The 20,980-nt window shown below is 63.9% G+C and carries 18 protein-coding genes; 9 read left to right on the top strand and 9 right to left on the bottom strand.

Going from position 1 to position 20,980, the window contains the following annotated elements; all coding sequences use genetic code 11:
• Positions 1 to 26 precede the first annotated feature (26 nt).
• The gene (locus tag O9320_02730) at positions 27 to 1,430 is read right to left on the bottom strand and encodes a sodium:proton antiporter (GenBank protein ID MCZ8309739.1); all 1,404 of its coding nucleotides are present in this window, start codon (positions 1,428 to 1,430) and stop codon (positions 27 to 29) included.
• A 111-nt stretch (positions 1,431 to 1,541) separates the two neighbouring features.
• On the opposite strand from O9320_02730, the gene O9320_02725 reads away from it, so the two are divergent.
• On the top strand, positions 1,542 to 2,510 hold the full coding sequence (locus tag O9320_02725) for a sodium-dependent bicarbonate transport family permease (protein ID MCZ8309738.1): 969 nt from the start codon (positions 1,542 to 1,544) through the stop codon (positions 2,508 to 2,510).
• A gap of 1 nt (position 2,511) precedes the next feature.
• Entirely contained in the window at positions 2,512 to 2,811 is a 300-nt protein-coding gene (locus O9320_02720) for a transcriptional regulator (GenBank protein MCZ8309737.1), read from the top strand.
• Here O9320_02720 and O9320_02715 read toward each other — a convergent pair.
• On the bottom strand, positions 2,808 to 3,038 hold the full coding sequence (locus O9320_02715) for a cyclase (protein MCZ8309736.1): 231 nt from the start codon (positions 3,036 to 3,038) through the stop codon (positions 2,808 to 2,810). The two genes, O9320_02720 and O9320_02715, sit on opposite strands and share 4 nt — an antisense overlap.
• A gap of 31 nt (positions 3,039 to 3,069) precedes the next feature.
• Complete coding sequence (locus O9320_02710; protein ID MCZ8309735.1) at positions 3,070 to 4,185, bottom strand: metal-dependent hydrolase; 1,116 nt, start codon at positions 4,183 to 4,185, stop codon at positions 3,070 to 3,072.
• 206 nt (positions 4,186 to 4,391) lie between these two features.
• Between O9320_02710 and O9320_02705 the strand changes: the two genes are divergently transcribed.
• From O9320_02705 to O9320_02685, 5 genes are read left to right on the top strand one after another with little or no spacing between them, the layout of a single operon-like run.
• Positions 4,392 to 5,792: a circularly permuted type 2 ATP-grasp protein gene (locus O9320_02705; protein ID MCZ8309734.1), complete on the top strand. Its 1,401-nt coding sequence runs from the start codon at positions 4,392 to 4,394 to the stop codon at positions 5,790 to 5,792.
• A gap of 2 nt (positions 5,793 to 5,794) precedes the next feature.
• Positions 5,795 to 6,742 carry an alpha-E domain-containing protein gene (locus O9320_02700; protein ID MCZ8309733.1) on the top strand — a complete coding sequence of 316 codons (948 nt, stop codon included), beginning with the start codon at positions 5,795 to 5,797 and terminating at the stop codon, positions 6,740 to 6,742.
• 51 nt (positions 6,743 to 6,793) lie between these two features.
• Positions 6,794 to 7,525: a peptidase gene (locus O9320_02695; GenBank protein MCZ8309732.1), complete on the top strand. Its 732-nt coding sequence runs from the start codon at positions 6,794 to 6,796 to the stop codon at positions 7,523 to 7,525.
• Between the two features lie 4 nt (positions 7,526 to 7,529).
• Positions 7,530 to 8,321 (top strand): sulfite exporter TauE/SafE family protein, encoded by a 792-nt coding sequence (locus tag O9320_02690; GenBank protein ID MCZ8309731.1) that lies wholly within the window; start codon positions 7,530 to 7,532, stop codon positions 8,319 to 8,321.
• A 46-nt stretch (positions 8,322 to 8,367) separates the two neighbouring features.
• Positions 8,368 to 10,602, top strand: coding sequence for a bifunctional salicylyl-CoA 5-hydroxylase/oxidoreductase (locus O9320_02685; GenBank protein ID MCZ8309730.1), 2,235 nt, complete (start codon positions 8,368 to 8,370; stop codon positions 10,600 to 10,602).
• 10 nt (positions 10,603 to 10,612) lie between these two features.
• Here the strand turns inward: O9320_02685 and O9320_02680 are convergent, their stop codons facing one another.
• The 5 genes from O9320_02680 to O9320_02660 form a co-directional block, all read right to left on the bottom strand.
• Entirely contained in the window at positions 10,613 to 11,968 is a 1,356-nt protein-coding gene (locus tag O9320_02680) for an esterase-like activity of phytase family protein (protein MCZ8309729.1), read from the bottom strand.
• 71 nt (positions 11,969 to 12,039) lie between these two features.
• The gene (locus O9320_02675; GenBank protein MCZ8309728.1) at positions 12,040 to 12,240 is read right to left on the bottom strand and encodes a DUF1289 domain-containing protein; all 201 of its coding nucleotides are present in this window, start codon (positions 12,238 to 12,240) and stop codon (positions 12,040 to 12,042) included.
• Positions 12,241 to 12,250: 10 nt separating this feature from the next.
• Positions 12,251 to 13,231: a 2-dehydropantoate 2-reductase gene (locus tag O9320_02670; protein MCZ8309727.1), complete on the bottom strand. Its 981-nt coding sequence runs from the start codon at positions 13,229 to 13,231 to the stop codon at positions 12,251 to 12,253.
• On the bottom strand, positions 13,228 to 14,748 hold the full coding sequence (locus tag O9320_02665) for an acyl--CoA ligase (protein MCZ8309726.1): 1,521 nt from the start codon (positions 14,746 to 14,748) through the stop codon (positions 13,228 to 13,230). The genes O9320_02670 and O9320_02665 overlap by 4 nt, the downstream gene beginning before the upstream one ends.
• 55 nt (positions 14,749 to 14,803) lie before the next feature.
• The gene (locus O9320_02660; GenBank protein MCZ8309725.1) at positions 14,804 to 15,184 is read right to left on the bottom strand and encodes a hypothetical protein; all 381 of its coding nucleotides are present in this window, start codon (positions 15,182 to 15,184) and stop codon (positions 14,804 to 14,806) included.
• 194 nt (positions 15,185 to 15,378) lie between these two features.
• Between O9320_02660 and O9320_02655 the strand changes: the two genes are divergently transcribed.
• Together O9320_02655 and O9320_02650 are read left to right on the top strand one after the other, a co-directional pair.
• Positions 15,379 to 16,710, top strand: coding sequence for an aspartate aminotransferase family protein (locus O9320_02655; protein MCZ8309724.1), 1,332 nt, complete (start codon positions 15,379 to 15,381; stop codon positions 16,708 to 16,710).
• Positions 16,710 to 18,437, top strand: coding sequence for an EAL domain-containing protein (locus O9320_02650; protein MCZ8309723.1), 1,728 nt, complete (start codon positions 16,710 to 16,712; stop codon positions 18,435 to 18,437). Before O9320_02655 ends, O9320_02650 begins: the two co-directional genes overlap by 1 nt.
• A 7-nt stretch (positions 18,438 to 18,444) precedes the next feature.
• On the opposite strand, the gene O9320_02645 is transcribed toward O9320_02650, so the two are convergent.
• Complete coding sequence (locus O9320_02645; GenBank protein ID MCZ8309722.1) at positions 18,445 to 20,871, bottom strand: adenosylcobalamin-dependent ribonucleoside-diphosphate reductase; 2,427 nt, start codon at positions 20,869 to 20,871, stop codon at positions 18,445 to 18,447.
• Positions 20,872 to 20,980 lie beyond the last annotated feature (109 nt).

Below are 20,980 nucleotides of genomic sequence, written 5' to 3'. Positions count from 1 at the left end.
CCGGCTCCGCTTGGTTTTTTTCGAACCTAGCGAAAGTGGACCAGTGTGACGAGCGCAAAAAGCGGCAGCAGGAACGCGCACGACCACAGCATATAGCCGAAGAAGCTGGGCATCCTGATGCCGGCTTTTTCGGCGACCGCTTTGACCATGAAATTGGGCGCGTTGCCGATATAGGTGAGCGCCCCCATGAAGACCGAGCCGCAGGAGATCGCCAGCAATGTGGTCGCAAGCGGCCCCATCAGCGTTTCGGGATCGCCGCCCGCGAGGTTGAAGAACAGCAGATAGGTGGGCGCATTGTCGAGGAATCCCGACAGGATCCCCGTGATCCAGAAATACATCAGATTGTCGGGCTGGCCGTTGCTGTTGAGCAGGGCGATGAGCCCGCCGAGGGCGCCGTCCTGGCCCGAGCGGATGATCGCGAGCACGGGCACGATCGTCACGAATATGCCGACGAAGAGCTTGGCGACCTCCGCGATCGGCTCCCAGCTGAATCCGTTCGCCATGCGGCTGTCGTTGTCCGTCAGCACGAGCGAGGCCCAGGCAAGGGCCAGCAGCAGCACCGAGCGCACGATGCTCTCGAGGGCGACCGGCGTGTAGTAGATCTCGACGGGTAGATTCGGGCGCCATACGCCCGACATGAGCACAGCCGCGACGACGCCCGCCAGCAGAAGCAGATTGATCTTGCCTTCGACCGCGAAGGCTTCGCCCGATGGTTTGGGCGGCGTTCCTTCGCCGCGATAGAAATAGCTGTCGAGCGCGTAGAAAGCGACCAGCAGCGGGACCGCGACAAGCAGCATCGGCGCCAGCATTGCCTTTGTGGTCCAGAAGAAGTCCACGCCTTCCAGAAAGCCGATGAAGAGCGGCGGGTCGCCCAGCGGCGTCAGGCTGCCGCCGATATTGCCGACCAGGAAGATAAAGAAAACGAACACGTGCACGTTCTTTTTGCGCCACGCATTGGCGCGCAGCATCGGCTGGATCAGCAGCATGCACGCACCCGTCGTGCCCATCACGCTCGCGATCAACGTGCCGAAGGCCAACATGCCGGTATTGAGTGCCGGCGTTCCGACCAGATCGCCGCGCAACCGCACGCCGCAGGCCACGACATAAAGCGAAAACAGCATCACGATGAACGGAATGTATTCGAGCAGCATCGTGTGCAGAAATTCGTAGAGTGCGACATCGGCGCCGAAGATCGCGGCGCACGGTGCCAAAAATGCGACTGCGCAGCCAACCGCGAATTTGCCGTAATGCGCATGCCAAAAATGCGCCGCGAGCAGCGGTCCCAACGCAATGCCAAGCAGGATCGCGGCAAACGGCAAGACCCAGGCAAGGCCCATCAATTCGCCGGCGAGCTTGGGCGCGTCGGCCGAAGCGGCAAGGGCGGGGAAGGCGGCAAAGACGAGCGCGACGGCAATCGGAAGAATTTTCATGCGCGCGAATATGCCTACCCGAATGGCGAAAGCCAAGCCATTGTGGCGAGCGGATTGCCCGGCCATACTGCGTATCGTTGCTGTAGTTCTGCGCTTGCGAGTTTCCCCGACATGACGACGCTCGAACTTGTTCGCCTCAACCTCCTGTCGCCGATGGTGCTGTCGTTCGTGCTGGGCGCGCTTGCCCATTTGGTGCGCAGCGATCTCAAATTCCCGGACCAGGTCTATACGGCCCTGTCGATTTATCTGCTGTTCGCGATCGGCCTCAAAGGTGGCGTGGCCTTGTCGGTTGCACCGTTCGGTACGGTGATACTGGCGTTGCTCGCAGGCTTCGGGCTCGGCACGGCGATCCCGCTCTGGTCGTTCTACATCCTGACAAGGCTCGGCAAGTTCGACGCATCGAACGCGGCCGCGATCGCGGCTCACTACGGCTCGGTCTCGGCCGTCACCTTCATTGCGGCCACGGCCTATCTGCAGTCGGCCGGATTGCCGGCCGAAGGTTTCATGCCGGCCGTGCTTGCGGTCATGGAAGTGCCGGCCATCGTCGTGGCGCTTCTTCTCGCCAAGCTCAAGGGTGCGGCCGACGGCGATTGGCGCTCTGCGCTCCCCGAAGTGCTGGCGGGCAAAAGCATCGTGCTTCTGGTGGGCGGGCTTGCGATCGGTTTTTTGGCCGGGCCTACCGGCTACAAATCGGTCGCACCCTTTTTCGCCGATCCGTTCCAGGGGGCGCTGTGCCTATTCTTGCTCGATATGGGGCTCGTTGCGGCTCGCCGCCTTGGCGACTTCAAGCAGGTCGGCCCGTTCCTGATTGCGTTTGCGATTGTGATGCCGGTTCTGCACGGCATTCTCGGCGTGTTTGTGGGCTACGAGATCGGCCTGTCGGTCGGCGGGGCGACGATCCTTGGCGTGCTCGCGGCGAGCGCCTCCTATATCGCCGCCCCTGCCGCCGTGCGCATTGCGTTGCCCGAGGCCAATCCGGGCTTCTATCTGACCGCGTCGCTTGCGATCACGTTTCCGTTCAATCTGGTGGTGGGATTGCCGCTTTACTTTGCCTTCGCGCAGATGCTGAAAGGTCCGTGACATGACTGTGGCGCTTAAACTCATCACCGTTGTGGCCGAAGAGGTCGTGGCCCCGAAGATCGCCGAAGACATGATGCGGCTGGGCGCTTCCGGCTACACGATGGTCGAAGCACACGGCCAAGGTTCGCGCGGCAAGCGCATGGGCCGGGTGGGCGAGCTCAATCTGCGCATCGACGCGGTGGTCAGCGAAGCCGTGGCCGAAAAAATCATGGCCCGGCTTTCGGAGCATTACTTCCCGCGTTTCGCGACGATCGCGTGGCTCGGCGACGTGTCGGTTCTGCGCGGCGATAAATACGTTTAGTCCGCGCGCCGTTTGTGCCGCTCGGTGATGATCGACTTCTTCAGGATCCGGACGCTTCCCACCATCAACAGCCGCAAGTCTTTCACGATGTAGGCGGCCAGCTCTGCGTCTGTGATGTTGTCGCCGTCGATGTCGAGCCGGAACCCTTGCCCTTGAAGGCCGCCGCCGTTCGAGAAATCGATCTCGAAATCGAAGCAGACGCGCTTGTCTGTGGTTGCCTCATCCATTCTGTGCGCCCTCTCGCTCGCGAAAGCAGACCTAACCGCTGCGCGACGTGCGGCAATTCTCGGCCGCCTCCTCGGCACTCTCGGCTTGCGCAAACAACGCATTTGCTTCCCCGCGCGATGCCGCGAAAAGCTGGCCGATCGCGTTGCCGTCGGCGCCGCGCGGCAGATTGATGCGGCGCGGCGCTTCGGCGATACTGCCGTCGGCGGCGATGCGCATTTCGATGCCCCACCAGCCTTGCGCGGTCGGCCCTGGCACGCCGTAGCGCCGATCGGTGAGCCGCACCACGGTCGAGCCGTCGTCGGCTGCAGCGAGGCTCGGCCACACCTCGCCCATCGCAAACCAAGCAAACAGCTTGCCTTCCGGGGTCGCCAAAGCGACGTCGATCGCCGGATGTTGGGGACGCACGAAGCACAGCCACGCGATCGCGTCTTTCTGGTCCGCCGTTGCAAAGCCGACGCGCGCGCCCTCGGGCTCGTCCACGACGATGCGGCGCAGCCAGGGCTGGAAAATCGTCGTGTAGACGCGCACGTCTGCAGGTTGCACCGCTTCGGCGACAAGCTGGGCGCGCGCACGGGCTTCGACCTTGGCGTTGTTCGAGATGCCGTAGAACAGATAGGCGCTGGTCGCAAAGAGGGCCGCAAAAATGGCGAGGAACGAGAGCCCGGCGCGCGGGCGCCAAAGGGCGACGATCAATGCCGCGAACAGCGGCAGCGTGTAGCCGGGATCGATGATGCCGAGGCCGGGTACGGCAAAGCGCGTCGTGTCGAACGGGGCCAGCAGCTGGGTCCCGTAGATCGTGAAGAAATCGAGCAGCGGATGGGTTACGAGCGCGAAGAAGAACAGCGCCATCCAGGCAGGGGCCGCATCGTGGCTGCCGGCCGGCTCGAAGGGCTTGGTGCGGTTGTGCATGCGCCATACGATCCAGCCCAGCAGCGGCCCCATCACGGGGGCGAAAAACAGCCCGTGCGTGAGTCCACGATGGTGGCGCCATTCGGCCCAACCGTCGGTCAGCATCAAAGCGACGTTGTCGAGATCGGGGATGGTGCCGGCCAGTGCGCCGAAAGCGATGGCGCGCCGGCCCAAACGCCGCCCGGCGACGGCATAACCGACCGCAGCCCCGAGGGCTGCCTGCGAAAACGAATCCAAAACGGCCTCTTTTGTGGCAATTCGCGAAAGCGGGACCCTAGCCCATCCTTTTGGACGATTCCATCGGTTGCAAAGCCCTGGCCGAATTGCCAAAGTCTGGTCTGGACGTTGCATGATACGCGGCGACCAGCGCTTGCAGCGGTGGGGAAGCCAAGGAGGATGGGGTGAGGCAGACGCAGTCCTCGGCAGGGGCCGCTTTCGACGAGATGAGTGCCGCCGACGGAACGGTCCGGGCGGCCTACGCGGAACTGGCGGGTTGGCTCGAGCGCATGCCGGCAAGCCAGACCGACGCCAAGCGCCGCGAGGCCGATCTGCTGTTCCGCCGTCTCGGTATCACCTTCGCGGTCTACGGCGAAGGCGGGGATCCCGAGCGATTGATCCCGTTCGACCTCATTCCGCGCGTGATCACAGGTGCCGAGTGGCAGGCTTTGTCCGAAGGGCTTGTGCAGCGCGTACGCGCCCTCAACGCGTTTCTCTACGACGTCTATCACGGCATGAACATCGTGCGTGCGGGCAAGATCCCGAAGGATCTGGTCGTCGCCAATTCGCAGTACCGGCCCGAGATGATCGGCGTCGCGCTGCCCGGCAATGTCTACACGCATATCGCGGGCATCGACGTGGTGCGCGTGTCCGAAAACCAGTTCTACGTGCTCGAAGACAATGCGCGCACGCCGTCGGGCGTGTCCTACATGCTCGAAAACCGCGAAGCGATGATGCGGCTTTTCCCCGAGCTCTTCAGCTACAACCGCGTGCGCCCCGTGGGCCACTATCCCGACGAGCTTCTCAAATCGCTGCGCTCGCTGCCGCCGGAAAACTGCCTGAACAAAGACGAGCCCACCGTCGTGGTGATGACGCCGGGGGCCTACAACTCGGCCTATTTCGAACACGTGTTCCTGGCCGAGCAGATGGGCGTGGAACTCGTCGAAGGCCAGGACATGTTCGTGGACGACGGTTTCGTCTATATGCGCACGGTCGCCGGCCCCAAGCGCGTCGATACGATCTATCGGCGCCTCGACGATGCCTTCATCGATCCCGCCGCCTTCAATCCCGAAAGCGTGCTTGGCGTGCGCGGCCTGTTTGACGCCTATCGCCGCGGCAACGTCAATCTCGCCAATGCGGTGGGTACGGGCGTTGCCGACGACAAATCGGTCTATCCGTACGTGCCCGAGATGGTGCGCTTCTATCTGGGCGAGGAGCCCAAGCTCGCCAACGTGCCGACCTACACGCTGCGCAACAAAGACGATCTCAAATATACCCTCGAGCATCTGCCCGAGCTCGTGGTCAAGGAAGTGCACGGCTCGGGCGGCTACGGCATGCTCGTGGGCCCCAAATCGACCAAGGCCGAAATCGAGGATTTCCGCCAGCGCATCCTCGCCAATCCCGACAACTACATCGCCCAGCCCACTTTGGCGCTGTCGACCTGCCCCACCTTCGTCGACGAAGGGGTGGCGCCGCGCCATGTCGATCTCCGGCCCTATCTGCTGGTCGGCAAGGACGTAAAACTCGTGCCTGGCGGCCTCACGCGCGTGGCCTTGCGCGCAGGCTCGCTCGTCGTCAATTCCTCGCAAGGCGGCGGCACCAAAGACACTTGGGTGCTGGAGGAATAGCCATGCTTTCGCGCGCCGCCGACTCGCTCTACTGGATGTCCCGCTACATGGAGCGCGCCGAAAACACGGCGCGCCTGCTCGACGTCTCCTACCGCATGTCGCTGACCGCGACCGACGCCTATTCGCAGCAAACGCAATGGGAGCCGGCCCTCGTGGTGGCGGGCTGCGAAGCCCCTTTCAAGGAGACGGGCAAGAAGATCGACGCGCGCAACGTGATCGAGTTTCTGGCGCTTGCGGCCGACAATCCCTCCTCGATCCGTTCGGCCTTGTGGAGCGCGCGCGAAAACGCGCGCGCGATGCGCACGCAGATCACGACCGAGATGTGGGAAGCGCTGAACGCGACCTGGCTCGAGATGCGCGCCCTCGACTACGCCAAGATCGAGGCGATGGGTCTGCGTGCGTTTTTTGATTGGGTCAAGGAGCGCAGCCATCTCTTTCGCGGTGTGGGCTACGGCACGATGACGCGCGATGCCGCCTACCGCTTCGTGCGCGTGGGCACCTTCCTCGAGCGCGCGGACGCGACCGCCCGCCTGCTCGACGTCAAATACCACGTGCTGCTGCCCTCCACCCGCGACGTGGGTGGGGCGGTCGACTACTACCAATGGGGCGCCTTGCTGCGCTCGGTCTCGGCCTTCCAGGCCTATCGGCGCCTCTATCGCGACGCGATCGTGCCGCGCCGTGTGGCCGAATTGCTGGTGCTGCGCGAGGATATGCCGCGCTCGCTGCGCTCGTGCTTCCGCGAGCTCACGCGCCTGCTCGACGAGCTGCGCGAAATGTTCGGGCGCGACTATGTGTCGGCGCGGCTGGCCGACCAGATGTATAATCGCCTGCGATTCGAGACGATCGACAATGTCAACAAGCAGGGTCTGCACGAGTTCCTGACGGAAGTCGTGGAGAACAACGCCGAAATTGGCAAGGCGATCGCCAAAGATTTCGGCCTGGATTTCTAGGCGTCAAATTTCCAGGCGCGCAAAGCGCGCCGATGCGGGAGCGAAACTCCAATGACCTACGGTGTCGGATTGCTGCTCGAAGACGGGCTCGTTCTGTGTTCGGATTCGCGCACGCATGCGGGCGTGGACCATGTCGCGGTCTTCAACAAGATGCATGTCTGGGAAAATCCAGGCGAGCGCTGCCTCGTGCTTTTGACGGCGGGCAATCTCGCGGTCTCGCAGTCGGTCGTCAATCTGCTGACCGAAGGCATGGGCAAAGACCGCACCGAGACGCTTGCCAACGTGCCCTCGATGTTTGAGGCGGCACGGCTCGTGGGACGGGCGGTGCGCGAGATCTACGATCTCGATGCCGACCGCCTCAAGGAGCAGGGCAGCGAGTTTTCGATCTCGCTCATCCTCGGCGGCCAGCTCAAGGGCCGCCGCCTGCGCCTGTTCCAGATCTACTCGGCCGGCAATTTCATCGAAGCCTCGGCCGAAACGCCCTATTTCCAGATCGGCGAAACCAAATACGGCAAGCCCATCCTCGACCGCGTCGTGATGGGCAAGACCACGCTCAACGAAGCGGCCAAATGCGCGCTGATCTCGATGGATTCCACGCTGCGCTCAAACGTGTCGGTCGGCTTGCCGGTCGACATCGCGATCGTGCGGCGCGACGAATGCCGCTTGGCCGTGCGCCGCCGGCTCGACGAAAAGGACGTCTATCTCTCCGACATTCGCCGCCGCTGGTCCGAGGGTTTGCGCTCGGTCTTCCAGACCGTGCCAGATCCCGACTGGAAAGTCTGATTTCGTGCTGACCGACTGGTTCTTCTACGCGCTGGCCATTCCGGCGTTCCTGGTCGTCGGCATCTCCAAAGGCGGTTTCGGGTCGGGCATGGGCTCGATGGGCGTGCCTTTGATGGCGCTCGCAATCCCCGTGCCCCAGGCGGCCGCGATAATGCTGCCGTTGCTGATGGTCATGGACGCGATCGGCATGTGGAAGTACCGCACCCAATATGCGCGCGGGCACATGAAGATCCTGATGCTGGGCGCCGTGCTCGGCACGGCCTTCGGCTATCTCGCCTTCGAGCATCTCGACGAGGCCTGGGTGCGCGTGATCGTCGGCGCTGTCGCCGTAATCTTCACCGCCAACGATTGGATCGTGGCGGCGATCGGGCGGGCCGCCCCGGCGCAAGGGCCGAGCTGGCCCAAGGGCATCTTCTGGTCGGCCGTTTCGGGTGTGACGAGCTTCGTCGCCAACGCCGGCGGGCCGCCTTTGCAGGTCTATCTGCTGCCGCTGCGGCTCGACAAAACCGCCTTCGTGGCGACCACGGTCGTGTTCTTCGCGGCGATCAACGCCATGAAGCTCGGGCCGTTCATCTTTCTCGGCCTGTTTTCGTTCGAGAACCTGGCCACGAGCCTTGTCCTTCTGCCGCTTGCGCCGCTCGGCATGGCGCTCGGCATCTGGCTGCATGCGCGCGTGCCTGAAAAGCCGTTTTTCTTCTGGTGCAACGTCTTCCTGCTGCTGACGGGTGCCAAGCTGCTGTGGGACGGCATTGCGGCGCTGCAGCAGCGCGGGGGGCTTCCGCTGGAGATATTTTAGGTCTAAAGTAATTCCTTAGAGGCGCAGCGACCCGGAGTTACAGGCCATGAAAATCGTCAGCATCGGCGGCGGACCGGCGGGGCTCTATTTCGCCATCCTGGCCAAAAAGGCCGATCCGTCGCACGACATTCTCGTCGTCGAGCGCAACCGGCCGGACGACACGTTCGGCTTCGGCGTCGTGTTCTCGGACGAAACGCTCGGCAATTTCGCCGCCGCCGATCCGGAGAGCTACGCCGAGATCACGCGCGCGTTTTCGCACTGGACGGACATCGACATCCATTACGGCGGCGCTGTCGTGACCTCGGCCGGGCATGGTTTCTCAGGGATGGCGCGCAAGAAGCTGCTCGAGATCCTGCAGCGCCGTGCGGCGAGCCTCGGCGTGCGCATCGCGTTCGAAACGGAAGCCAAAGACCCGAGCGACTTTCCGGACGCCGATCTGATCCTGGCCGCCGACGGCGTCAATTCCGGCATTCGCGCGAAATACGCCGACCGCTTGCAGCCCACGCTCGATTGGCGGCGCAACAAATTCGTGTGGCTCGGCACCACGCGCCCGCATCCGGCCTTCACGTTCCATTTCAAGCCGCATGCGACGGGCCTATTCCGCGTGCATGCCTACCAATACGACGCAACGAACTCGACCTTCATCGTCGAGTGCACAGAAGAGACCTGGAAGAAGGCGGGACTCGACGTCGCCTCGGAAGCCGAAACTTTGGCCTTCTGCGAAAACCTGTTCGCCGAAGAGCTCGACGGCCATCGCCTCGTCGCCAACCGCTCGATCTGGCGCACCTTCCCGACCGTGCGCTGCGCCAAATGGTCGTTCGACAATGTCGTGCTGATGGGCGACGCCGTGCACACCGCGCATTTCTCGATCGGCTCGGGCACCAAGCTTGCGATGGAAGACGCGATCGCGCTTGCCGATGCGGTCAAGCGCCACAAAAGCGTGCCGCAAGCACTTGCCGCCTACGAGGCCGAGCGCAAGCCGCAGACCGAAGCGATCCAGCGCGCAGCGCAAGTGAGCCTCGAATGGTTCGAAGAGACCGAGCGGTACGCAGGCAAGCTCGCACCGCTCGATTTTGCGATGTCGATGCTCACGCGCTCGATGCGCATCACGCATGCCAATCTCAAACTGCGCGACGCGAGCCTTGTCGCTAAAGTCGACGCGGCGTTCGCGGTCCGTCATGGCGCAGCCGCCGAAACGCCGCCGATGTTCGTGCCGTTGAAACTGCGCAGTCTCACGCTGCCCAACCGCATCGTCGTGTCGCCCATGTGCCAGTATTCGGCCGACGACGGGCTCGTGGGCGACTGGCATCTTGTACATCTCGGCAGCCGCGCTTTGGGCGGAGCGGGGCTCGTGATGACCGAGATGACGGATGTGAGTGCCGATGGCCGCATCACGCCGGGTTGTGCGGGGCTCTATGCGCCCGAACATGTCGCGGCGTGGAAGCGCACGGTCGATTTTGTGCACGCAAACTCGCCGGCCAAGATCGGCGTGCAGCTCGCACATGCGGGCCGCAAGGGCTCGACGCGCAAGGCCTGGGAGGGCATCGACCAGCCTTTGCCGGACGGCAATTGGCCGCTCCTGTCGGCTTCCGCTCTGCCGTACAAAAAAGACAGCCAGACGCCCAAGGCGATGGACCGCGCCGACATGGATGCGGTCAAGGCCGACTTCGTCCAAGCCACACGCTACGCGCTCGAAGCGGGTTTCGACCTCGTCGAAGTGCACATGGCGCACGGTTATCTGCTGGCGAGTTTCTTGTCGCCGCTCACGAATGTTCGTACCGACGAATATGGCGGCGATGTCGACGGCCGCCTACGCTTCCCGCTCGAAGTGTTCGATGCGGTGCGCAGCGTTTGGCCAACCGAGCGGCCGATATCGGTGCGCATCTCGGCGGTCGATTGGAAAGAGGGCGGCAATACGCCCGAAGACGCCGTCGAAATCGCCAAGCGCCTGAAGGCGCACGGAGCCGACATCATCGACGTGTCGGCGGGCCAGACGGTTGCCGACGACAAGCCCGTCTATGGGCGCCTGTTCCAGACTCCATTCTCGGACCGCGTGCGCTTCGAGGCCGATGTGCCGACCATGACGGTCGGCAACATCTCCTCGTGGGCGGACTGCAACACGATCCTTGCGGCGGGGCGGGCCGATCTGTGCGTGCTCGCGCGCGCCCATCTCTACGATCCCTACTGGACGCGCCACGCCGCCTACGAGCAGGGCTATAAAATGCCGTGGCCGCCCCAGTACGGCTCTGCGCGCAGCTTCACGCCGCGCGAGAGCCGTTAGGGGCAGGGGCTTAGCGCGCGCTCAGCAGTTCGGGTACGCGCAGCAGGATCACTTCGTTGTCGTCGGCCTTGTCGAGCGAACGGCCGGCCGAGAAGGGCAGGTTGTTGTCGTTGCCGACGACGATGTGCTCGGCATCGACCACATCCACGTTTTCGATCGTGAAGAACGGGAAGGTGAACTTGCCGTTCGCCCCGCCCTGACGCGCGAGATTGCGCGGATCGGCGATATCCATGAGATCGATATGGCCGAGCTTGCGCAACGAGGCACCCGACGCCACACCTTCAAAGCTCACGACATAGACGCGCTTGAGGCGTGCAGGCGTGGCGAAGCAGGTGGGCGCATTTTGCCCCTGCGGGCACGCGCGCGCCGGATCGCCTTCGCCGTTGTCGCGTTCGATCACAAGCGCGCGGTTGGCGTCGATCATGTTGAAGTCGCCGATGGCCAAGCCGTTGGCTTCGAGCACGTAGCGGAAGCTGCGGCCGGTCCATTTGGACGCGGCGACGTCGAACTCGATCACGCGCAGGAACTCGCGCCCGTCGACCATTTCGGGTTTGCCGTCCGCATAGACCGGCCCTTCGAGCATCGCGTAGAGGAACTTGCCGTCCGGCGAAGCGGCCATGCCTTCGTAGCCCTTCGAGCGCGGCAGGTTGAACTCGTACGCCCCGCCCGGCAGGCCCGGCGTGCGGTTCCAGGCATTGTCGGGCGAGCGCACGGGCTTGCCGTCGAGTTCGGTCGGCCAGAAGCCGGTAACCTTGCCCTGACGGTCGGTGCGCACGAGGTGCGGCCCAAACTCTTCGGCGAAATAGAACGAGTCGCCGATCGGCTGGATCGATTCGAGATCGAGATCGGCTCCGGTCAAATAGCGCTTTGCGGTCGACTCGGTCGCAATCGGGAAGGGAAGCAACTTGTCGGGGTCGTGCAGGAAAATCGTTTCGAGGCGCTCGACCGCACCGGTCTGAAAGTTGGGACGGATGCGATGGAACATCAGCATCGCGTCCGGCGAGTTCACTTTGCTGCCGAAGCCGTTGTCGGTGAGCGTCCAGTAGCTGCCGTCGCCGATGCGCTTGATGCCGGAGAAGCCCTGCACAGGCTGGCCCTGGAACGGAAAGGAGAGGCCCGTCGGGCGGCTTGCGGCGGGCGTTCCCGTCGTGCCGGGCACGCTCGCGAGGCGCTCATTGCGCAGATTGCCGGGGCCGGCGAATTTGCCGGACGTCTTCAGCATGTCCGGCGCGTCGGCGGGGGCCGGCACCATCGTGTTGGCAGGCAGCAAGGCGTGGCCTGCGAGGGTCGCCGGAAATTTCTGGTCGGCAAGGGCAGCGCCAGAAATCAGCGCGAGGACGGAAGCGGTGGCAAGGATCTTGCGCATGCGAATCACTCCGGGTTCGATTGTTGTCGAGACCTCGAGGCGTAGCGCTCAAGCGCGGCAAACTTATGACGCTAGGATTGCGATTCCGTTATCGCCAGTACGGCGTCGGGACGCGGATAACCCTGGCGCCGAATGCGCTCGACAATACGGCGCTTGGCACCGTCGCTCGACGCTTTCCACTCGCGGATTTCGGCCACGTTGCGCCCGCAGCCGATGCACACGCGGTGTGCATCGAGCTTGCAGACATTCACGCACGGCGATTCGACGGCCATGATGCGGGGTCTAGTAGACGCCGGCCACGCGCGCGCGCTGGCGCACAAGGCCCAGCACAGCGCGGCAGATCGGCATGGCGTGGCCCGTAAGATCGCCCATCTCGACGACGGCCCCCAGAAGCGCATCGATTTCCATGGGCTTCTTGGCTTCGAGATCCTGCAGCATCGAGGTTTTGTGCGCCCCTACTTCACTTGCCCCGTCGATGCGCTTTTCGACGTCGATACCGAAGCGAATGCCGAGCGCTTCGCCGACGGCCTGCGCTTCCAGCATCATCGCGCGCGCCACACTGCGTGTCTCGGGATCGCCCGTGATCACGTCGAGTGTGGCACCCGTCAGTGCGGACACGGGATTGAAAGTGAGGTTGCCCCACAGCTTCACCCACATGTCGTCGCGGATCTTTGGGCGCACGGGCGCTTTTAGGCCGCCTGCGATCATGATCTCGCTGAGCTTGGTCGCTCGCGCGGATTTTGTGCCGTCGGGTTCGCCCAGCGTAAAGCGGTTGGAATAGGTGTGCTCGATGACGCCGGGGGCGAGGATGTTGGCGGCCGGATAGACGATGCAGCCGATGGCGCGCTCGGGCGCAAGCGTGTCCCAAAGCTTGCCGTCCGGGTCGACCGATTTGAGGCGCGCCCCGTCGTGCGGGCCGCCGTGTTTGTAGAAATACCAGTAGGGCACGCCGTTCATCGCCGTGACGATGGCGGTCTCGGGCGCCAAAAGCTTGGCGATCTGCGGGGCAGCCGCGATGAGCCCGTGCGCCTTGAGGGCGACCACGACAAAATCCTGCGGGCCTGCTTCGACCGGATCGTCGGTGAAGACCGCGTCGCTGATCACGGTTTCAGTGCCCTCGGAAATCAGCTTGATGCCGTTTTCCTTCATGGCCGCAAGGTGAGCACCACGCGCGAAGAACGTTACGCGCGCGCCGGCTTTGGCCATCATCACGCCCATATAGCCGCCGATGGCGCCGGCGCCGAAGATCAGAACGCGGCTCATTTGCCCAACCCCAGCTTCTCGGCCAAGCCGATGCGTTGCAGTTTGCCGGTGGCCCCCTTCGGGATTTCGGCGAGGAACACGACCTTGCGCGGCACTTTGAAGTCGGCGAGGCGCTTGGCGGCGAAGTCGCGGATGTCGCGTTCGGTCGCGGTCTCGCCTTCGCGCAGCACGATGGCGGCCCCCACTTCTTCGCCGAGCTTGTCGTGCGGGATCGCGAAGGTTACGACCTGCTGCACGGCCGGATGGTCCATCACCACCTCGTCGACTTCGAGCGGGCTCACTTTTTCGCCGCCGCGATTGATGAGTTCTTTGAGGCGCCCCGTGATGCGCAGATAGCCCTGGTCGTCGAGCGTGCCCTGGTCGCCGGTGCGGAACCAGCCGTTGGCGAAACCCTTCAGGTTCGCGTCGGGGTTGGCTTCGTAGCCCTTGGTTACGTTGGGGCCGCGAATCACGATTTCGCCGAGCGTGTTGGGGCCGAGGAGATTGCCCTCTTCGTCCATCACGCGCACTTCCGGGCCCGCCGCAATGCCGACCGAGCCCGCAAAGCGCGCGCGCGGCGGCAGCGGGTTCGAGGCCATCTGGTGGGCGGCTTCGGTCATCCCGTAGCTTTCGACGACGGGGCAGCCGAAAGTCTCTTCGAGCGCTTGCATCACCTGCGGCGGCAGCGAGGCCGACGACGAACGGATGAAGCGGAGCTTGGCTTTGGCAAGGCTTTCCTTGTTGCGCTCGGCGCGCGTGAGGATCGCCTGGTGCATGGTGGGTACTGCCGTGTACCAGCTGGGGGCGACCTCATCGAGCCAGGCAAAGAATTTGAGCGCGTTGAAGCCCGGCGTGCACACGGTCTGGCCGCCGGCCGCCAAAGACGACAGCACGGCCGCAATAAGTCCGTGGATGTGGAACAGCGGCATGATGTTGAGGCAGCGATCGTGGCCCTTGAGGTCGAGCGTGGCGCCGATATGCCGCGCCGAAGCGCAGATGTTCGACTGCGACAGCGGCACGATCTTCGGCCGCGAGGTGGTGCCCGAGGTATGCAGAATGAGGGCGACATCGTCGGCGGCCGCAAAGCCCGGCGTGGCGGCCGTGCCGGCAAGGCTCGACGAAAGCGTGTATGCACCGGCCCCGCGATCGCGCTGCGGTGCAAGCTCGATCAGCGGCACGCCGAGCTTGGCGGCTGCGGCACGCGCGGGGGTGTCGTCGCCCGTCTGCACGATCACGGCCTTGGATTTGAGGTCGGCGATGTAGAACTCGAACTCTTCCTGGCGATAGGCGGGGTTCAAGGGCGCTGTCGTCGCACCTGCAGCGACGCACAAGAAGGCCGCCGCCATCTCCGGTCCGTTGGGCAACACGATCGCAACGCGGTCGTTGCGGCCGATACCCATGCGATTGAGGGTGGCCACCGTATCGGCGGCAAGGGCGCGCAGATCCTTGAAGGTCAGCGCTGTCGTTTCGGGCGCACCCAAAGCCGGGCTGCCGTCGGCCCCGTTCTGCAGCAACTCCCACATCGTCGCAAACGCCATCGTCTTGTCCTTTCGTCGAACAGGACGTGTCGATAGCAGTTTGAAGCGCGGATTTCTAGGCGCGCACGCCGCCAAGATTTTGTTCGGCGTTGCGTGCGGTCTGGGCGTAGGCGGCCGTCGCTTGGCGCCAGTTTTCGACGTAAGCGCCGCTGCGCAGCCGTTCCTGGGCGATGCGCTGGGTCGCGAAGGTCAAAGCACCCGAAGCGCGACCGCTTTCGCCGACCAGCTCATCGGCGAAACTCCGTGCCCGCGACCGTTGGCGCGACGCAAAACTCTCGGCGCCGGCAGCAGACGCCGCAAAATTGTCGGTGAAGCCCGCATTATTGTCGTTGTTGGGCGCAGTTTTGCGGCGTTGGGCGGAATCATCGATGCGCGGCCCGTCGCTTTGGCGAGCGCTGGGCGGCGGCAGCAAGACAAGATTGGGGGCGGCGACCATAAAATTATCTTAAAATTAGAAGCAAATCGAAAGCAAGCGGAATATTCAATTAAACTAAAATTATTGCCAAATTCTCACTATGCAGAAACGTCAATTTTCCATTAGATTTAGCTCTTACAATTGGGGCTCAGACGGATTTAGGGTTGGCTTGGCCCGTTGGTCCCGCCATCGGCCATACCAGGAGAGTACAAGCGATGTCTGCCGCTTCCTTGCCGGTCGATCCCAACAATCTCGAAGCTTTGTGGATGCCGTTCACGGCCAACCGGCAATTCAAGCGCAAGCCGCGCCTGCTGTCGCGCGCCGAGGGCATGTACTACTACACGCCCGACAATCGCCAGGTTTTGGACGGGACGGCTGGCCTGTGGTGCGTGAATGCCGGCCACGGCCGCAAATCGATCGTCGAAGCGATCCAGAAACAGGCCGCGACGATGGATTTTGCCCCCGGCTTCCAGATGGGCCATCCGCTGTCGTTCGAGTTTGCGGCCCGCCTGCAGGCGATGCTGCCGGGCGATCTCAACCAGGTCTTTTTCACGAATTCGGGCTCGGAGTCGGTCGATACCGCGCTCAAAATCGCACTCGCCTACCATCGTGCGCGCGGCGAGGCCCAGCGCGTGCGCTTCATCGGCCGCGAGCGCGGCTATCACGGCGTTGGGTTCGGCGGCATTTCGGTCGGCGGCATTGCGCCCAACCGCAAGCAGTTCGGGCTGCAACTGCCCTATGTCGACCATCTGCCGCACACGCACGATCCGGCGCGCAACGCCTATTCGAAGGGCCAGCCCGAGCATGGCGCCGAGCTCGCCGACCGGCTCGAATCCATTCTCGCTCTGCACGATCCTTCGACCGTCGCGGCCGTGATCGTCGAACCGGTCGCAGGCTCGACCGGCGTGCTGATCCCGCCCAAGGGCTATCTCGAGAAGCTGCGCGCGATCTGCAACAAGCACGGCATTTTGCTGATCTTCGACGAAGTCATCACGGGCTTTGGCCGCTTGGGTACGGCGTTTGCGGCCGAGCGCTTTGCCGTGATGCCGGATCTCATGACGGTCGCCAAGGGTATTACCAACGCGGCAGTACCCATGGGGGCCGTGTTCGCGACCAAGGCGATCTACGACGCGTTCATGAACGGGCCCGAGAATACGATCGAGTTTTTCCACGGCTACACCTATTCGGGCCATCCGCTTGCGTGTGCGGCCGGCATCGCCACGCTCGACGTCTATCGCGACGAGGGTCTGTTTGCGCGCGCAGCCGAGCTTGCCCCCTATTGGGAAGCGACGATGCATGCGCTTAAAGGCACGCGTCATGTCGTCGATATCCGTAATATGGGTTTGGTCGCCGGCATCGAGCTTGAGCCGCGCGCGGGCGCACCGGGAACCCGCGCCTACGACGTGCTCGTCGATTGCTTCGAAGCGGGTCTGCTGATCCGCACCACGGGCGACATCGTCGCTTTGTCGCCACCCCTGATCGTCGAGAAGCCGCAGATCGACCGGATGGCCGAGATGCTGTCGGCGGCCTTGCTGCGGGTCGCGTGATGACAAGCGAGCCATCCGACTTCGCGGCTTCGGCCCTCGACGCTGCGGGCGATGCCGCCTATGCGTGGGACCTTGCGGCGGACACGATCGCCTGGCACGGCCGGGCCGACAACGTGTTCGGTGGCCGTGCCGATTTTCCGGAATCGGGCCAGATATTCCAGAGCCGCGTCTATGCCGAAGATCTGCCGCAGCGGCTGAAGGCGCTGTCGGCGCATTTCGTCGACCGCATTGCCTACGATCTCGACTACCGCATTCGCGGCGACGGCGGCGCTTTGATCTGGGTGCACGATCGTGGGCGCGCGACCTTCGCCGAAGACGGCAAGCCCTTGCGCCTCGTCGGCACGCTGCGCGCGATCACGACGCGCAAGGAAAAGGAAGCGCGCCTCGAATATCTCGCCAACTACGATCCGCTGACCGGCCATTTCAACGCTTCGCGTTTGCGCGAATCGCTCGACCACGCGATCGAATATGCCGTGCGCTACAAAGCACCCGGCGCTTTCCTGCTGATCGGTGTGGACAATCTTTCCGCGATCAACGATGCGTTCGGCTGGGCGACGGCGGACGCACTCCTGGTCGGCATCGGCCAGCGCCTCGAGCGCAGTCTGCGCGCGTCTGACACGATCGGGCGGGCCGGCGGCGACCGTTTCGGCCTTGTCCTCGCCCAGTGCCCCGAATCAGAGATCGGCCTTGCCGCCGACCGCTTGCTCACGGCCGTGCGCAGTGCGCCCATCGAAACGCCGGACGGGCCGTTGCATGTGACGGCGTCCGCCGGTGCCGTGCTGTTCCTTGAACAAGGTCCTTCGGCCGTCGAGGTGATGGCGCGCGCGGAATCCGCATTGCACGAGGCCAAGCGTGCGGGCCGCAATCGCTATGCGATTTTCTCGGCAAGCCCGGCACAGCGCGAACTGCACCAGCGGCTCGTGGCGATTTCGTCAGACGTGCAGGCGGCCCTCAAAGACGAGCGCCTGATCTTCGCCTTCCAGCCGATCGTCGACGCCACGACGCATGTCGTGGACCATTACGAGTGCCTCATTCGGTTGCAGCGCATGGACGGCACGATTGCACCGGCAGGCTCTTTCATCCCCGTCGTCGAACAGACGGGCCTCATGCGCCTGCTCGACCGGCGCGTGCTGGAAATGGCGATGAGCGAATTGATGCGCTGGCCCGACGTGAAGCTTGCCATCAACATCTCGGGCCTCACGGCGGGCGATCCGTCGTGGCTGCGCGCCCTTTCGGGCACGCTCAAGACGCGCCCCGACCTTGCCAAGCGCCTGACGGTCGAGATCACCGAGACGGTGGCGATCCAGGACATCGACGAGACGGCGAAGTTCGTGGCGCAAGTGCGCGAACTCGGCTGCCGTGTGTCGCTCGACGATTTCGGTGCGGGCTACACGAGCTTCCGCAACCTGAAAGCCATCGCGGTCGACAGCGTCAAGATTGACGGCAGCTTCGTGCGCGGCGTGGCCAGCAACGTCGACAACCAGCTTTTCATCCGCACGCTCTTGGGCCTTGCCGACGGCTTCGGGCTCGAAACCGTGGCCGAGTGCGTCGAAAGCGTGCAGGAAGCCCAGCACCTCGCGCGCAAGGGTGTCAAACTGCTGCAGGGCTATCTGTTCGGCACGCCCAGCGTGGAACGCCCGTGGCTCGCCAATCTCGACCTCGACAAGATCGGCCTCGATGTCGGCCGCCCGGCCCTGACCGTGATCCCCGGCAGCCGCGAGGGTTAGACTTCTCTTACCCGCATTTCGAATAGCCGCAGCTCGAGCAGCTGTCGCAGCCTTCCTGGCGAATGAGCGTCGGGGCTTGGCATTTGGGGCAGGTGCGCGCACCCGCCAGACGCCCCGGGCCCGAATCGATTTTGCCGACGGTTCCTGACGACATGGTCTGTGCGAACAGGCTTGCGACCGCACCGGTGGCTTGCGAGGGCGGAGCAAGTTCGCTTGCCGCGATCGCGACGGGCGCGTGTTCGGCCATCGGGTCGGCGGCCAAGGCTTCGCCCGCGCGCAGGAAGCCGATCTGCACCATGTGGCGCTCGATGACTTCGCCGATCGCGGCCAGCAGCGAGGGTACGTAGCGCCCGTTCATCCATTGGCCGCCGCGCGGATCGAACACGGCCTTGAGCTCTTCGACCACAAACGACACGTCGCCGCCGCGCCGGAACACGGCCGAGATCATGCGCGTGAGGGCCACGGTCCAGGCATAGTGTTCGGTGTTCTTCGAGTTGATGAACACTTCGAACGGCCGCCTGCGCCCGTCGGTGATCACGTCGTTGATTGTGATGTAGAGCGCGTGTTCGGCTTCGGCCCATTTGATCTTGTAGGTCTGGCCCGGCAGCGCTTCGGGCCGGTCGAGCGGGCGCGTCATGTAGACGATGCCGCCGGCCTCGTAGGGGTCGGCCGCGCGCACCGGGGCTTTGCCGAGCGGCAGCGTCTGCTGCACGGGCGATACCGCCTTCTTGGTTTCCTCTTTTTTGACCGTCAAGACCGAGCCCGTCACGTCGTTGGGCCGGTAGGTCGTGCAGCCCTTGCAACCCAGCGCATAGGCTTGGCCATAGACGTCTTTAAAGGCATCGAAGGACATGTCCTCGGGGCAGTTGATCGTCTTCGAGATCGAGGCGTCGATGTATTTCTGCACGGCCGCCTGCATCACGACATGCTCGGACGGGCTCAAGCGCTGGGCATCGACGAAATAGTCGGGAAGATCCGCATTGTCGCCGTGCAGGCGCTTGTAGAGCCGGTAGGCGTAGTCGCTCACCTCTTCCTGGCGGCGCGTGCCGTCGGGCATCAGCACCGTGCGCATGTAGGAGAGCGAGAAGATTGGCTCGAGGCCTGACGACACGTTGTCGGCCATCAGCGAAATCGTGCCGGTGGGGGCGATCGACGTCAAAAGCGCGTTGCGAATACCGTGCTCGGCAATACGGCCGCGTAGATCTTCGTCGAGGCCCTGGATCGTGGGGCCGGCGAGATATTTGTCACGGTCGAAGAGCGGGAAGGGGCCCTTCTCGCGCGCAAGATCGACCGATGCCGCATAGGCCGCATCGCGGATGAGGCGCATCCAGCGCTCGGTCATGGCGACGGCCGGATCGGTGCCGTAGCGCAGCTTGCACATGGCAAGCGCATCGGCGAGGCCCGTCACACCAAGGCCGATGCGGCGCTTGTCGTGCGCTTCCTTCTGCTGCTCGGGCAGCGGGAAGCGCGACACGTCGGTCACGTTGTCCATCATGCGCACGGCAAGCGGGATCGTGCGCAGCAGTTCGGCCTCGTCGAGGGCGGCATTGGGGCCGAACGGGTCGGTCACGAAGGCCGCCAGATTGACCGAACCCAGGAGGCACGCGCCGTAGGGCGGCAGCGGCTGCTCGCCGCAGGGGTTGGTCGCCGCAATCTCCTCGGCATACCAGAGATTGTTGGTGCGGTTGATGCGGTCGATGAAGATCACACCGGGTTCGGCGAACGCGTAGGTCGCGCGCATGATCTTGTCCCACAGTTCGCGCGCGCGCAGCGTTTTGTAGTGCGTCCCGCCGAACACGAGCTGCCAGGGCGCGTCTTCCTTGACGGCCGTCATGAAGGCGTCGGTCACGAGAACCGAGAGGTTGAACATGCGCAAGCGCCCAGGCTCGCGCTTGGCCTCGATGAAGGCTTCGATGTCCGGATGGTCGCAGCGCAAGGTCGCCATCATCGCACCGCGCCTGCTGCCCGCCGACATGATCGTGCGGCACATGGCGTCCCACACATCCATGAAGGTGAGCGGGCCCGAGGCGTCGGCACCGACACCTTTGACGGCTGCACCTTTGGGCCGCAATGTCGAAAAATCGTAGCCGATCCCACCGCCCTGCTGCATCGTGAGGGCCGCTTCGCGCAGATGCGCGAAAATGCCGCCCATGTCGTCGGGCACCGTGCCCATCACGAAGCAGTTGAACAGGGTGACGCTGCGCGCGGTGCCGGCGCCTGCGACAATGCGGCCGGCAGGGATGAATTTGAAGCCGTCGAGTGCTTCGTAGAAGCGTGCCGTCCACGCCGCTTGATCCGCCTCGCACGCGGCCAAAGACGTCGCCACGCGCATCCAGGTGTCCTCGATCGACTTGTCGATGGGCGCACCGTCGGGCGTTTTGAAACGGTACTTCATGTCCCAGATTTGCTGGGAGATGGCAGCGATCGGACGCATGGAAGGGGCTTTCGGACGACGAAAAAGGGCAACGAATGGCCGCAGTCTAAGCCCGAGCGCACACCCGCTTCAATCGAAATGTTCTCTCTATGTTTCCACAGCCGCCAAA

It is taken from the genome of Magnetospirillum sp., assembly GCA_027532905.1.
GTDB lineage: Bacteria > Pseudomonadota > Alphaproteobacteria > CACIAM-22H2 > CACIAM-22H2 > Tagaea.
This window is presented reverse-complemented; position numbering and strand designations above follow the sequence as displayed.